Raw genomic sequence first — 13,999 nt, 5'->3', positions numbered from 1 at the left:
GATGCGCATCTATGTGGCTGGCCATCGCGGCATGGTCGGTGGAGCGATCTCGCGCAAACTGCGCGAGCGCGGCGCCGAGCTGATCACGCGCACGCACGCCGAACTCGACCTGACAGACCAAGCGGCGGTGCGTGCTTTCTTTGCAAGCGAGAAGCCTGACGGTGTTGTGCTGGCGGCTGCCAAGGTGGGCGGCATTCATGCCAATAACACCTACCCCGCCGACTTCATCTACGAGAACCTCATGATTGAGGCGAACGTGATCCATCAGGCTTACGTCGCCGGCGTGCAGCGCCTGCTGTTCCTTGGCTCCTCATGCATCTACCCGCGTGCGGTCGAACAGCCGATGCGTGAGGACGCACTGCTGACCGGCGTCCTCGAGCCAACCAATGAGCCGTATGCGGTTGCCAAGATCGCCGGCATCAAGCTGTGCGAAAGCTATAACCGCCAGTATGGCACTGACTACCGTAGCGTGATGCCGACCAACCTCTATGGCCCGGGTGACAATTTTCACCCGGAAAACAGCCACGTGATGCCGGCTCTGATCCGCCGCTTTCACGAAGCGGCTGCCAGCGGCGCCGAAGAGGTGGTGATCTGGGGTACCGGCACCCCGTACCGCGAGTTCCTGCATGTCGACGACATGGCCGAGGCCTCGCTGTTCGTGTTCGATCTCGACAAGGAAACGTACGAAGCGAACACGGAGCCAATGCTCAGCCACATTAACGTGGGCTTTGGCGAGGACGTGACCATCAGCGAACTCGCGCATCTGGTTGCGGACGTCACAGGTTTTACCGGCCGCATCAGCTTCGACACCTCGAAGCCAGACGGTACGATGCGCAAATTGATGGATTCGGGACGGCTTACTAGTATGGGATGGAAGCCTTCCGTTGCCCTTGCTGAGGGGGTCAAGGATACTTACGCGTGGTTCCGCGCTAACGTGGCACATTAATTCTCACATTAACAGAGATACCCTCCCCCTGAAAATGGGAGGGTATTTTACACCCTCTAATTTGATGAATATTGCATCAGGTCTTTTTCTGTAAGCATATTTTTACCTGATTGCGCGGCCTCACTCGATATATCGCTGTTTGGAAACTTACCAAGCGACAAATTTCATCACTTAGTTCACTAAGACTATGAACGCCGCTTTACTTTGATCAAAATGTTCGTTTTGTAAATCAGTATATAGCGAACATTATCATTTTTGGTCGTGACTTCTCATCGCTTCGGTCAGCTTCTTCACTTCCTGGCTTCGACCGCGTGGCATGATCAGCACCTCGTTACCGCTCGCGACCACGATAAGATCCTCGACGCCGACTAACGAGACACGCACGCCGTCGCTGCGGACGAAACAGGCCTTGGTATCGATGGCGAGCACGTTGCCCCCGCCGTGGCTGCGGTGTGCGTTGCCGTCGGCATCGATTTCGCTGATCGAGTGCAGCGCATCCCAGCTGCCGACGTCGTTCCAACCCATCGCTACCGGCACGACCGCAACCCGATCTGCCTTTTCCATCACCGCGTAATCGATTGAGTCATCGGGCGAGGCGGCGAAGGCGACGGCGTCGGGGTAGATCCGGGAGCACTCGATACGCGCCTTGTCCATCGCCTCTTGCGTCGCGGTTAGGATGCCCGGATTGAACTGCGCGAGAGCTTTGAGATAGGCGTCAGCGAGGAACAGGAAGATCCCGCCGTTCCAGGCATGATCGCCACTTGCCAGCATAGACTGCGCCTTGTCGAGCGGGGGCTTCTCAACGAACCGAGCGACGCGGTTGACGCCGGGTTGCATCCCGTCACCAATCTGGATCCAGCCATAGCCGGTCTCGGGCGCGTTCGGCGCGATCCCGAATGTAACCAGCCACCCTTGCGTGACGAGCGGCATCGCCGCCTCGATCGCGGCATGGAACGCAGGAACGTCGCCGATAACGTGATCCGACGGCATCACCAGCAGCGCGTCGCTACCACCGCCTGCGGCAATCGCTGCAAGCGCGATGGCAGGTGCAGTGTTGCGGCCGATCGGTTCCAGGATCAGCGCCTGCGCGGTTGCGCCGGCCTCCGCAAGTTGCTGCTCGACAAGGTCCGCGTGACGCGCGTTCGCGACCACGATCGGCGCCGCGAAGCGCCCGCCGAACGTGCGGCCTGCAGTCAGTTGCAGCATCGTCTCGTCCGCGGTGAGCGCCAGCATCTGCTTGGGCATTTCAGGGCGGGACATCGGCCAAAGGCGCGTGCCCGAACCGCCTGACAGAATAACGGGAACGATTTTACGTGCGGTCATGAAGCCTCCTGCTGGCCCCGAGCTATAACGCGGCAATTTCGCGCGCCAATGGGCTGACGTCGTGATGGAGGACGACTAGCAACGATGCATGCTTGGAACCCCGATTTATCCACAGCCAGAACGCGACCTTTCAATTGCTGGCGTCGAACAACCCAATTTATCGAGTGGCTATGGTCGCACTCCATGAGGGGACCGTCGGCTAAAGGATTGGCGCGGCAAAAATTGAAGGCAGAACGGTGACCGTGGAGACTACCGGTCAGCCATGACTAACGTCTTCAACGCAACGGAAGGTCGCACTGGCTCGCTCAATTTGACACCAGTAACGGTTGTTAATCAGATTTAAGCCGGAGGTGGTGTCACGACGAGCGCGTGTGACGAGCACGAAAAAGTGCCCGCCGTGACATTTCTTTCATTACACGTTTGCGGGTTTCCGCAACGACCTCGGCGGTAAAGGACCCCGCAAGATCAAAGGGAGCATCGAATGACCATAAAGCCGCTGCGCAAGGCCGTGTTTCCGGTCGCCGGACTGGGTACGCGCTTCCTTCCGGCCACCAAGGCCATGCCGAAGGAAATGCTGACCGTCGTCGACAAGCCGCTGATCCAGTACGCCGTCGAGGAAGCGCTCGAGGCAGGGATCGAGCAGATCATCTTCGTGACCGGTCGCGGCAAGGGCGCGCTCGAGGATCATTTCGACATCTCGTACGAGCTCGAGGATACGATGCGGTCGCGGGGCAAGTCGCTGGACGCGATCAGCAATATCCGGATGAAGCCCGGTTCGCCGGTCTATGTCCGTCAGCAGGAGCCGCTCGGCCTGGGCCATGCCGTCTGGTGTGCGCGCGAGATCGTCGGCGATGAGCCGTTCGCGGTCCTGCTCCCCGACGAGCTGATGGTCGGCAAGCCCGGCTTCATGAAACAGATGGTCGAGGCGTATAATCAGGTCGGCGGCAACGTGATCGGTGCGCTCGAAGTGCCCGATTCGGAAACCGACAAATACGGCATCATCTCGCTAGGCGCGATCGATGGTCGGCTCACCGAAGTGACAGCGCTCATCGAAAAACCCAAGCGCGGCACCGCACCGTCGAATTTGATGATCCCGGGGCGCTACATCCTCCAGCCCGAGGTGATGCGGATCCTGGAAACGCAGGAAAAGGGTGCGGGTGACGAGATCCAGCTGACCGACGCGATGGCGCAGTTGATCGGCAACCAGCCGTTCCACGGCTTCACCTTCGACGGGCAGCGATATGATTGCGGCGACAAGGCCGGATACATCCAGGCCAATCTGACGATCGCGTTGGCGCGCGACGACATCGGACCGGTGGTTCGCGATTTCGCAAAGGGCCTGTTGGCATACTGAACGATCAGCCCGCTTACCGGAACGTCAGAAGGCGTTCCGGTGTAGCAGGACGCGGAAGGTCAGGAGGATGATCTTGATGTCGCGCCAGATCGACCAATGCTCGAGATACTCCAGATCAGCCTGGAGCCGGTTGCGCAGATCGTCCTCGTACAGCGTCGCACCGCGATAGCCGCGAACCTGTGCAAGCCCAGTCAGGCCAGGCTTGGCGGCATGGCGATGCCAGTATCGCTGGTCGACTTCCCAGAACAACTTGTCCGCGGCGCGCGAGCCGAGTGCATGCGGGCGCGGGCCGACGATGCTCATGTCGCCCTTGAGGACGTTCAGCAACTGCGGCAGTTCGTCGATGCTGGTACTGCGGATGATCTTGCCGACGCGCGTGATCCGGTCGTCGTCGCGCGACGTCGAGCGCGCACCTGCGCCGTCGCTGTGGTCGACGCGCATGCTGCGGAACTTCATCAGGCGGAACATCTGGTTGCTGCGACCGATCCGGATCTGGCTGAAGAAGATCGGCCCGCGCGAATCGACCTTCACCGACAGCGCGATCAGGATCCAGATCGGCATCAGCGTCACCAGCGCGCAGCTAGCGAGTATCACGTCAAAGCTGCGCTTCACGAAGCGGTCGAACAGGACCAGCGGGCCGTTGGCGATGATCACCGTCGGCGTGTCGCCGTGCGCGCTGATGCCGAGCGGCGCGAGCACGTTCAGCTCGGGCATGAAGATCTCGCTCTGGATGTTCGCGCCTTTCAAAGCCTGCGCCCAGGCGATCCGACGCTCCGGGCTGCACGCGACGATCACTCGGTCCGCGCCCCACAGCGATTGCGCGAGGCGGTCGTACATCACGGGATCGTGGTGATCGGGATCGAAATAGGAGTCCGCAGCGATGACGACCGAGAAGTCCCCGCGAGGGATCGGCTGACCGGAATCGTAGAGCAGGACGATGCTGAACGGGTTGCCGCCGATGATCGCGGGCATGTGCCGGACGAACAGGAACCGCCCTAACGCGATGGAAACAATGGCGAATGCCGAGCCGGTCGCGACGACAAGACGCGGGAACGTATCGCTGGCCTTCAGGCAGAAGGCGATGAAGATGACCGCGCAGATTGCGAACGCATAGGCCTGCAGCCCGCGCGCGACGGATCGAAAAGGATCGCGCAAATTCGCGGCTGCATAGCTGTCGTTATTCAGCGTCGTAATAATGAAAACCGAGATCAGCATCACCAGGATTACGATCCAGGCGGTGTCGTTCGCGAATACCCCGCGCAAACCGGCCGCCGCCAGGTAACTGACAATAATGCACCCAGTATCTACCGTCAGCATGCCGAGGATCAGCCGAACGCGCAGCGAAGACACGCTTGGGCGCCAAGTCCGCGCAGGCTTTTTCACGCGCGACGGCGCCATAGCGCGGCTCAAAACGCCGCTCTCTACATTCATGATCTTGTCGGACGCATGCGCAGTCCCCCCTGCGCAAAGCGATACCGCGAAATGCCGCAATGCAAAAGAACTACTGTTCGTCGATCACGAAAGTTTAGTTGTTATTTTCCCAATTTTGCCCGGAGGGAAAAAGAAACTTGCCGCTAACTTACCGCGAATTCCCGCTTTTGCCGCACGCCGTACACCCCGGATCCTTGGGAAGACGAATCGTCCGAAAACGTAGTGCGAGCAGGTCGATCAGCAGCAATTTGCCGGCTGGATCGTCACCGAACGGCGCAATCGCGCGTAGCACCTCAAGCGCGGCCAAGCTGCCGATTACCCCGGTGACGGGGCCGAGCACGCCGTCCTCTGCGCAACTCGTCTCGGCACGCTCGGGGTCTTCACCGACGAAACAGCGGTAGCAAAGCTTGTCGGCTTCCCAGCCGCGATAGGTTGCGAGCTGTCCTTCGAACTGCCCGACCGCAGCCGACACGAGCGGAACTTTCATGGCATGCGCGGCATCCGCGACCCGAAAGCGCGTCGTGAAGCTGACCGACGCGATGGCGCAGCTGATCGGCAACCAGCCGTTCCACGGCTTCACGTTCGATGGTCAGCGTTATGATTGCGGCAACAAGGCCGGCTACATTCAGCCAATCTGGCGATCGCCCTGAGCCGCGACGACATCGGACCGGTGGCTCGCGAATTCGCGAAGGGCCTGCTCGCTCACTGATTGATGGGACCGCTTATCGGAACGTTGGAAGTCGTTCCGGTGCAGCAGGGCGCGGAAGGTCAGGAGGATAATCTTGATGCGCGCCACATCACCAATTTTCAAGATACTTAGGCTGCCCCAAAACCAATTAGGCGGGTCTTTATTGCGCCGCTTCGTTATCGACGCTGCGAACATACACGTAACTACAGTTTATTGTTGCAATAAAAACATTGTACTACAATCTGTATGACACAATATATCTGATCCATAGCAGACGCCTCAATAAAGATATATATAAGACCGGTTATACGAGATAACGGTTTATCTTCATGTTTTTATTTTTTATATATTGAATATATACTTCGATATATATCTATATGTCGCGCTATAATTAAAGTTATACTTCAGTTGTCACTTTTCTGATGCGTGCGCCTTTATCGACGCTATGCCTGTTTCTTACCGAACTGACGCCGCATGGGTTGCTGATATTTCACCGACGCACTTCTTTTTGAGGAGATAATTTGCCTCTCGGTCCCTCGTCACTTCAGTGTACGTATCCTTATGCCCAACCTTGTCCAACTCGTCCGCCCAAAGCGTTTTGGCGATACCCGTGGTTGGTTCGCCGAGGTCTATTCGATGCCTACCTTCGCCAAGCTCGGCATCACCTGCACGTTCGTGCAGGACAACCATTCGCTGTCCCTGTCAGCCTTCACGCTCCGGGGTCTGCATTTCCAGACGCCGCCCCGCGGCCAGGACAAGCTGGTGCAGTGCGTACGCGGCGCGATCTTCGATGTCGCCGTCGACATCCGTAAGGGGTCGCCGACCTACGGCCAGTGGGTCGGAGCCGAGCTGTCGGCCAAGAACGGCCACCAGCTCTTCATCCCGATCGGCTTCGCGCACGGCTTCGTGACGCTCGAAGACAATTGCGAAATCTCGTACAAATGCTCGGACACCTACGCGCCCGAGAGCGATGGCGGCATCCGCTGGGATGATCCCGCAATTGGCATCGATTGGCCAATGCCTGCGGGTACCATGCCCGAACTGTCAGCTAAGGATGCGGTGCAGCCGCTGCTAGCCAACTTTGACAGCCCCTTTCTCTATGATGGCCGCCCGCTGGCGCCGCTCGCCTGAATGACAGACCCATGCGCATCTTAGTCACTGGCGGGGCCGGCTTCATCGGCTCGGCTCTCGTTCGGCACCTGATCGAGAAAACCAACCATGAGGTCCTGAACTTCGACAAGCTGACCTATGCAGGCACGCTGTCGACGGTCGAGCGCGTGGCAAGCTCGAACCGCTACCGGTTCGTCCAGGGCGACATCTGCGACGCCGACGCGGTGAGGTGCGCGATCGCCGAGTTCAAGCCCGAGATCGTCACGCATCTCGCGGCCGAAAGCCATGTCGATCGTTCGATCGACGGCCCTAGGGCGTTCGTCGAGACCAACGTCATTGGCACTTTCACGATGCTAAGTGAGGCGCGCGCCTACTGGCTTTGCCTCGACGACGAGGCAAAGGCTTCGTTCCGCTTCCATCACATCTCGACCGACGAGGTGTATGGGTCGCTCGGCGATACTGGCCTATTCACCGAAGAGACGCCGTACGATCCGCGGTCACCCTATTCGGCATCGAAGGCGGGCTCAGACCATCTCGTTTCTGCTTGGGGTCACACTTTCGGGCTGCCAGTGCTTATTACCAACTGCTCGAACAATTATGGACCGTATCACTTCCCCGAGAAGCTGATCCCGCTGATGATCGTCAAGGCGCTCACTGGCGCCGGCTTGCCGGTCTACGGCGGGGGGGACCAGGTCCGCGACTGGCTATTCGTCGATGATCACGTCCATGCGCTGCAGGCGGTGTTCGAAAAGGGTGAGCCTGGCCGGACCTACAATGTCGGCGGGAACAGCGAGAAACAGAACATCGAGGTCGTGAAGACCGTCTGCACGATCCTCGATCGCCTCCGCCCCCGCGTTGATGGCCAATCGTACGCGACGCAGATCACCTACGTCGCCGACCGTCCTGGTCACGACAAGCGCTATGCGATCGACGCAAGCCGCATCAAGAACGAGCTTGGCTGGGAGCCCGCCGAGACATTTGAGACGGGCATCGAGAAGACGGTCGCCTGGTACCTCGACAACCAGAGCTGGTGGGAAGCGATCGTTGCCGAGCACAAGGCCGACCAACGCCGCGGACTGTCTGTATGAAGCATATCCTCATCACTGGCGGTAACGGCCAGCTCGGCACCGAACTGAAGCGCCTTGCCTGGCCCGACGGCTTGACGATCACCGCAATCGACATCGACGAGCTCGACCTACGCGACACAGCCGCAGTCACCGCGATGATCGCCCAAGGTCACGGTAGGCAGCCTTGGGCAGCGGTCATTTCGGCTGGCGCCTATACGGCGGTGGATAAGGCGGAAAGTGACATCGTCTCCGCTTGGACTGTCAACGCGATGGCCCCTGCAGCATTGGCGGAAGGCTGTGCCAAAGCTGGCATCCCGATCGTCCAGGTCTCAACCGACTATGTCTTCGACGGTACGCGCGGTGGTCCGTGGGAGGTGACGGATCCGGTTGCGCCACTGGACGTGTACGGCGCGTCGAAACTTGGCGGCGAACTCGCGGTTCGCACTTCGGGCGCGCGCTATGCGATCGTCCGTACCGCCTGGGTGGTAAGCGCACACGGCAACAACTTTATCAAGACGATGCTTCGTATGGGCGCGACCAATGCCACCTTGCGCGTCGTAGACGACCAGTATGGTAGCCCGACCTCGGCAGCCGACTTAGCAGCTGCGTTGGCGACAATCACGATACGTCTTGTCCAGGATCCCGCCGCGCCGATCGGTACCTATCACTTTAGCAATGCCGGCGCGGTCACCTGGGCGGGATTCGCTCGCGAGATCTTCGCACAGAGCGCCGCACGCGGTGGGGTCAGTGCCGAAGTCCAAGGCATTACCACCGCCGAATACCCGATGACGGCGAGACGCCCAGCCAACTCGCTGCTGAGTCATGATGCGATCACTCGCGACTATGGCATATGTCCGCAGGCATGGCAGATGGCACTCGGCACCATTCTCGACGAACTAATCGGTGCACTAGCTAAGGAGACCCAGGCGTGAAGGGCATTATTCTTGCAGGCGGATCGGGAACACGTCTTCATCCGGCAACGCTCGTCGTTAACAAGCAGTTGCTGCCAGTCTACGATAAGCCAATGATATATTACCCTCTTTCTGTATTGATGCTCGCTGGCATCCGCGATATCATGATTATTTCAAGTCCGGACTATATTATTAATTACAAAGCTTTGTTTGGCAGTGGCTCCGAGCTCGGCCTCAATATCGCCTATGAAAATCAGGAAAAACCGGAAGGTCTTGCCCAAGCATTCATCATCGGCAGTGACTTCATTGGCGACGACAATATCGCGCTGATCCTTGGCGACAACATTTTCTACGGCGCCTATCTGACTCATCTGCTGGCAAGTGCAGTCGAGCGCAAACGCGGCGCGACGGTGTTTTCCTACCGCGTTGAGGATCCCGAGCACTACGGCGTGGTGGAGTTCGGCGAAGGCGGCAAAGCGATCAGCATCGAGGAAAAACCTGAGAAGCCAAAGTCTAACCATGCGGTCACTGGGCTGTATTTCTATGACAACCGCGCCGTTCAGTTCGCTCGCAACCTGAAGCCGTCGGCGCGTGGCGAGCTCGAGATCACCGATCTCAACCGATTGTACATGGAAGCCGGCGACCTGTTTGTTGAGCAACTGGGCCGTGGTTACGCTTGGCTTGATACTGGCACACATGACTCCTTGCTTGAGGCTTCCGAGTTCGTACGAACCATTCAACGCCGACAGGGTATTCAGGTCGCATGCCTGGAAGAAATTGCCTTTTACCAGGGCTTCATTACGGCCGATCAGGCACGCGCGGCAGGCGAACGTTTTAAAAAGACTAGCTACGGAAAGGCCATCCTGAACGCCGTCGATCGCTGATAAGACATGTAAGCGCGGCTTACTCGTGAACTTTAGGCGCTGTTTTCATCAGATGGTGGCAGCTCTGTAGAAAAGTGCGGCGATGCCCGAATACAACATCGAGCCAACTGCAGATGTAACAAGTAGTCGTACGACCGGTCGTATGAGCAGCTTGGAAACTCAATTCAGTAAGTCGATCGGGCAATGCAATCGGCATCAATGAGGTCCCGGCTAAGGAGCGTACCGACCAGGCGGACCCGCCTCGTGACCAGCTTACCGGCGTCCGGTGAAGCTGATAGCGTCCGTGCGGCTAGCGTCGCAGATACAACACTCCGCCATCATGCGGTAGTTGCTGGTCTTGGCAACTCTCGTACCGATCACCGTCAACGCTAATCCCTCGTCCTCCGACATCAAACGTTATAATATTTTTGATACCACTGAACAAAATGCGGTACACCTTGTGCGATGGTCGTGCGCGGTTCAAAACCCAGGTCCCGCTGGATTTCGCCGATATCTGCAAAAGTATCGCGCACGTCACCCGGCTGCATTGGCAGCATCCGGCGCTCAGCTCTGCGACTACACGCCTGCTCGATCAGCGCGATCATCTCGCCAAGATCCTCCGAGCGGCTATTGCCGATATTGTAGATTCGGTGCGGACTGACGCTCCCGCCCGCCTTGGGCATGCCGTCGTCGATGGGCGGATTATCGAGGCAGGCGATGACGCCGGCAACGATGTCGTCGATATAGGTGAAGTCGCGCCGCATCTGGCCCTCACCGAACACATTGATCGGCCGGCCCTCGAAGATGGCCTTGGTAAACAGCCACATCGCCATGTCGGGCCGCCCCCAGGGGCCATAGACGGTAAAGAACCTAAGCCCGGTCTGTGGCAGGCGGTAAAGATGCGCGTAGGTCTCGCTCATCAGCTCATCCGCCTTCTTGGTGGCGGCGTAGAGCGACAGGGGCTGGTCGACACGGTCCTCGACGCGGAACGGCAAAGTGTCGTTGCCGCCATAAACTGAGGACGACGACGCGTAGACAAGATGCTCGACCCGACGGTTGCGTCCGATCTCGATCATGTTGAGGTGACCGGCAAGATTGGCCTGGAGATAGGCGCGTGGGTTCTCGATCGAATAGCGGACGCCGGCCTGTGCGCCGAGATGGACAATGCGGTCGAACTGCTCGCCGTCGAGCGCACCATCGAGCGCGACGTGATCGGAAAAATCCACCTGCTTGAAGGTGAAGCGCCCGTTCGAATTGGCACCATCCTTGTCAAGCTCGGCCAGCCGCGCGTGCTTGAGCGTGACGTCGTAATAATCGTTGAGGCTGTCGATACCGAGAACCGTGTCGCCGCGGGCGAGCAGGTGTCGACTGACGTGGAAGCCGATGAACCCGGCCGCGCCGGTAACGAGAACGCGCATAAGGTGTCTCCCTGTATCGCCCGGGCCTTACGAAAGGACCGTATTGCCCGGCAAGGCGCATCGTCAGCATCCCGAACAAACGACCAGTTTGATCAGCCTTTGCCTTGCCGTGGCGTGAGGGCAAGGCTCACGCCTTGCGGTATATCGTCTCGATCAAAATCTGCCCCAGTCCGAGACGCGCAGAAACTCGTCTGCCAAAGAGCGACGTATACCGTGCCGCTTCCGGGTTTGTTGTTGACGCTGTCGGGCCCGTTTGCCGACACCCTACCCCGCCCCTTCGTAAAGGGAGGGCAGTTAGCGAATAACCTTTGCACGCCAGGTGGTGATGTAGTCGATGTTGCCGCGGCATTCGCCCATGTCGGCTTGCTCGGAGAGGCGGAAGCGCGTGGCGTCCCAGACGAAGCCCTGGCGCGATCCGCAGTCACCCAGGCCGCGGCCCTTGGCATAGCTTGTGAGGACGCCGTCCTTGAACTCGCCGTTGATGACGCTTTTCACAGAGGTGCCCGTGTCCACACCAGTTACTTCGAAGCCTGAGCGAGCGTCGAGTTGGGCGGGGGTGATCCTGGTGCCGTCGACGATGAAGAGCGCGCCGATCAGATTGTAAGCACCCGTCGAGCAAGGAAGCATGACTAGCGACTTGCCACCGCCGAGGGCGTACGTTTCGGGAGTGGTGATCGACTCACCGGCGCCGTCGGGGAAGCTGCCGAGATCGCAGGTGGCGCGTTTGCGCATCGTTGCGACCTGGGCACCAGTGAGTTTTGCGGGGGGGCCGGAGGGAGTGATTGCGGTGATGATCGGCAGCGACGGTATGGGCGCGCTCGACGGCGCCGCCCCCTTGGCGACGATCGCGTCAATGCTGCCGGCGCGGCCTTGTTGCGCATCGATGTAGCGGAGCGCAGCGGCTGCGCCTTTCAGCGAAAGGGTGGCCAGCGTGCCACCCTTCGCATTGAGGATTTTCAGCGATTGGGCATTGGCGATGGCTGCGGCGAGCGCGGTAGCGTCGTGCAGGGCTATACGCTTGCCGTCGACCGCAAAACTGACGGGCGGGCGCTTGGTGGCCTCAACGTCGTTGCTGGTTTCCAGCGCCAACGAAATCTTGCCGCCACCAGCCGTCACGGGGCCGGGCTCGCGCGACAGGTTAAGTGTAGTCATGTCTTCACCGCCCATCTCGGGAAGAAGCGAGCCAAGCGTACAGCGCAGCGTGTTGTCGCAGCCGACGGTCCAGTCTGTGAACGTCTTCAGCTCGCCTGGTTTTGGACGTGTACGGGAGTCAGCCGTAAGTTTTGGCTGGGATACTGCCGGCGTGACAGCAACTGATTTAGCTTTTGGTGCCGTCTCGGCCTTGGGCTGAGGTGCGGGCTGGCTTGCCGAACAGGCTGCGAGCGGCAGCACAACGAAGGGCACGAGAGCGGAAAAGATCGGTTTGCACACCATAGTTGCAGCCTAGCGGTCTGGCAGCGCGGGGAAAAGCGGCTAGGGAGAGGCAATAAATCAGGAGAGTGATGTGCAGACGATCGGCGTGATTGGTGCAGGGCAGATGGGCGCAGGGATCGCGCAAGTATCGGCGCAGGCGGGGTACCGCGTGCTGTTAGCGGACGTGTCGCTGGACGCTGCGAGCAAAGGCAAGGCGGGGATTGCCAAGGCGCTCGCGCGGCTGGTGGAGAAGGAAAAGATCGCGGGCGACGCTCGCGATGCGGCCTTGGCGCTGATCGAGCCAATCGCAAGCGTGGCCGACATGGGCGACTGTGCGATCGTCGTCGAGGCGGCGACCGAGCGCGAGGGCGTCAAGCGTGCGATCTTCACCGAGGTCGGCAAGGTACTGGGGGCGGACGCAATCCTGGCGTCGAACACGTCGTCGATCCCGATCACGCGGCTGGCGCAGGCGGCACCCGATCAGGCGCGGTTCATGGGCGTGCACTTCTTCAATCCGGTCCCCGTGATGCGGCCGATCGAGCTGATCCGGGGTCTCGCGACATCGGATGCCACGGTAACGGCGGTCGAGGCGTTTGCGGAGAAGCTGGGCAAGCAGGTGGTGCATGCGAACGACGCGCCGGGATTCATCGTCAACCGCGTGCTGATGCCGATGATCAACGAGGCGTGCTTCGCGCTGGGCGAAGGCGTGGCGAGCGTGCGTGATATCGATCTGGCATGCCAGCTCGGGCTGAACCATCCGATGGGGCCGCTGACGCTGGCAGACTTTATCGGGCTCGACACGTGCCTTGAGATCACGCGCGTGCTGTTCGAGGGAACGGGTGATCCCAAGTTCCGGCCCGCGCCGGTACTGGTGAAGTATGTCGAGGCCGGGTGGTTCGGGCGGAAGACAAAACGCGGCTTCTACGATTATTCGGGCACGGAACCCGTGCCGACCCGGTAATTATCGAAGCGGCCTTTTGTGAAGAGGATGAACTTTATCTGCCAAAGCGATTCATCGTAGCCTGAGCTAATACGGCTTGCGGCTTCGCAAGCGACCCCATCCCTTTGGCGCCAAGTTTGCGACTCGGTGGCAACGGCCTTTCTTGCCAAACAAACAATCACTTTCTTAGGGAGTGGAAGAATTATTAAACGGATAAGAATAACAATATTCGCGTAACCGCCATATTTATGATTCGGATCACATTTCGGCGCGCGTGACCGCGTGGAAAGCACGAGCATTGTCGGTTCGTGTGCTGGCGCTTGCGGAGATCCCGAGTGATCTTTCGCGGCGTCAGGCTACGATTCGGTTAGCGCATCGGCGCGGTCCGGTGGCAGCTGCCTGCCAGCCAACGAGGCACGTCGGCGCCACAATAGCCGGCGGTAATGGACGCTTGGTAAGATCAAGGCGCAACATCGCTGATCGTAAAGCCTACCCCGCAACGCGCGACATCACCATGCGAGGCTCCGAGCGCAGG

11 protein-coding genes and 2 pseudogenes are annotated in these 13,999 nt (G+C 59.5%); 8 read left to right on the top strand and 5 right to left on the bottom strand.

Annotated features, from left to right (window positions below):
* The first annotated feature begins 1 nt into the window (after position 1).
* A complete protein-coding gene (locus C8J39_RS16450) occupies positions 2 to 946 on the top strand; it encodes a GDP-L-fucose synthase (protein ID WP_120301575.1) in 945 nt (314 codons plus the stop codon).
* A 249-nt stretch (positions 947 to 1,195) separates the two neighbouring features.
* Here C8J39_RS16450 and C8J39_RS16445 read toward each other — a convergent pair whose 3' ends face one another.
* Positions 1,196 to 2,206, bottom strand: a complete 1,011-nt coding sequence (locus C8J39_RS16445) for a sugar phosphate nucleotidyltransferase (RefSeq protein WP_243650221.1) — start codon at positions 2,204 to 2,206, stop codon at positions 1,196 to 1,198.
* Positions 2,207 to 2,750: 544 nt separating this feature from the next.
* On the opposite strand from C8J39_RS16445, the gene galU reads away from it, so the two are divergent.
* Positions 2,751 to 3,623 (top strand): UTP--glucose-1-phosphate uridylyltransferase GalU, encoded by an 873-nt coding sequence (gene galU, locus C8J39_RS16440; RefSeq protein WP_120301443.1) that lies wholly within the window; start codon positions 2,751 to 2,753, stop codon positions 3,621 to 3,623.
* A 24-nt stretch (positions 3,624 to 3,647) separates the two neighbouring features.
* Here the strand turns inward: galU and C8J39_RS16435 are convergent, their stop codons facing one another.
* Both C8J39_RS16435 and C8J39_RS16430 read right to left on the bottom strand, forming a co-directional pair.
* The gene (locus C8J39_RS16435) at positions 3,648 to 4,973 is read right to left on the bottom strand and encodes a sugar transferase (protein ID WP_183038024.1); all 1,326 of its coding nucleotides are present in this window, start codon (positions 4,971 to 4,973) and stop codon (positions 3,648 to 3,650) included.
* 229 nt (positions 4,974 to 5,202) lie between these two features.
* A pseudogene (locus C8J39_RS16430) lies at positions 5,203 to 5,583 on the bottom strand (HesA/MoeB/ThiF family protein); the annotation flags it as partial.
* Here C8J39_RS16430 and C8J39_RS16425 point away from each other — a divergent pair.
* The 5 genes and pseudogenes from C8J39_RS16425 to rfbA all read left to right on the top strand — a co-directional run.
* A pseudogene (locus C8J39_RS16425) lies at positions 5,576 to 5,763 on the top strand (UTP--glucose-1-phosphate uridylyltransferase); the annotation flags it as partial. The pseudogenes C8J39_RS16430 and C8J39_RS16425 sit on opposite strands and share 8 nt — an antisense overlap.
* 540 nt (positions 5,764 to 6,303) lie before the next feature.
* Positions 6,304 to 6,873: a dTDP-4-dehydrorhamnose 3,5-epimerase gene (gene rfbC, locus C8J39_RS16420; protein ID WP_120301440.1), complete on the top strand. Its 570-nt coding sequence runs from the start codon at positions 6,304 to 6,306 to the stop codon at positions 6,871 to 6,873.
* 11 nt (positions 6,874 to 6,884) lie between these two features.
* Positions 6,885 to 7,940 (top strand): dTDP-glucose 4,6-dehydratase, encoded by a 1,056-nt coding sequence (gene rfbB, locus C8J39_RS16415; protein WP_120301439.1) that lies wholly within the window; start codon positions 6,885 to 6,887, stop codon positions 7,938 to 7,940.
* Entirely contained in the window at positions 7,937 to 8,851 is a 915-nt protein-coding gene (gene rfbD, locus C8J39_RS16410; RefSeq protein ID WP_120301438.1) for a dTDP-4-dehydrorhamnose reductase, read from the top strand. The genes rfbB and rfbD overlap by 4 nt, the downstream gene beginning before the upstream one ends.
* Positions 8,848 to 9,714: a glucose-1-phosphate thymidylyltransferase RfbA gene (gene rfbA, locus C8J39_RS16405; RefSeq protein ID WP_120301437.1), complete on the top strand. Its 867-nt coding sequence runs from the start codon at positions 8,848 to 8,850 to the stop codon at positions 9,712 to 9,714. Before rfbD ends, rfbA begins: the two co-directional genes overlap by 4 nt.
* A 389-nt stretch (positions 9,715 to 10,103) precedes the next feature.
* Here the strand turns inward: rfbA and C8J39_RS16400 are convergent, their stop codons facing one another.
* Together C8J39_RS16400 and C8J39_RS16395 are read right to left on the bottom strand one after the other, a co-directional pair.
* Complete coding sequence (locus tag C8J39_RS16400) at positions 10,104 to 11,111, bottom strand: GDP-mannose 4,6-dehydratase (protein WP_120301436.1); 1,008 nt, start codon at positions 11,109 to 11,111, stop codon at positions 10,104 to 10,106.
* 294 nt (positions 11,112 to 11,405) lie between these two features.
* Positions 11,406 to 12,545, bottom strand: coding sequence for a DUF1176 domain-containing protein (locus C8J39_RS16395; protein WP_120301435.1), 1,140 nt, complete (start codon positions 12,543 to 12,545; stop codon positions 11,406 to 11,408).
* Between the two features lie 70 nt (positions 12,546 to 12,615).
* On the opposite strand from C8J39_RS16395, the gene C8J39_RS16390 reads away from it, so the two are divergent.
* Positions 12,616 to 13,485: a 3-hydroxyacyl-CoA dehydrogenase NAD-binding domain-containing protein gene (locus C8J39_RS16390; RefSeq protein ID WP_120301434.1), complete on the top strand. Its 870-nt coding sequence runs from the start codon at positions 12,616 to 12,618 to the stop codon at positions 13,483 to 13,485.
* Positions 13,486 to 13,999 lie beyond the last annotated feature (514 nt).

It is taken from the genome of Sphingomonas sp. PP-CC-1A-547 (assembly GCF_003610375.1).
Lineage (GTDB): Bacteria > Pseudomonadota > Alphaproteobacteria > Sphingomonadales > Sphingomonadaceae > Sphingomonas.
Note: the sequence above shows the minus strand (reverse complement) of the source record. Positions and strands in the feature narration are given on the sequence as shown.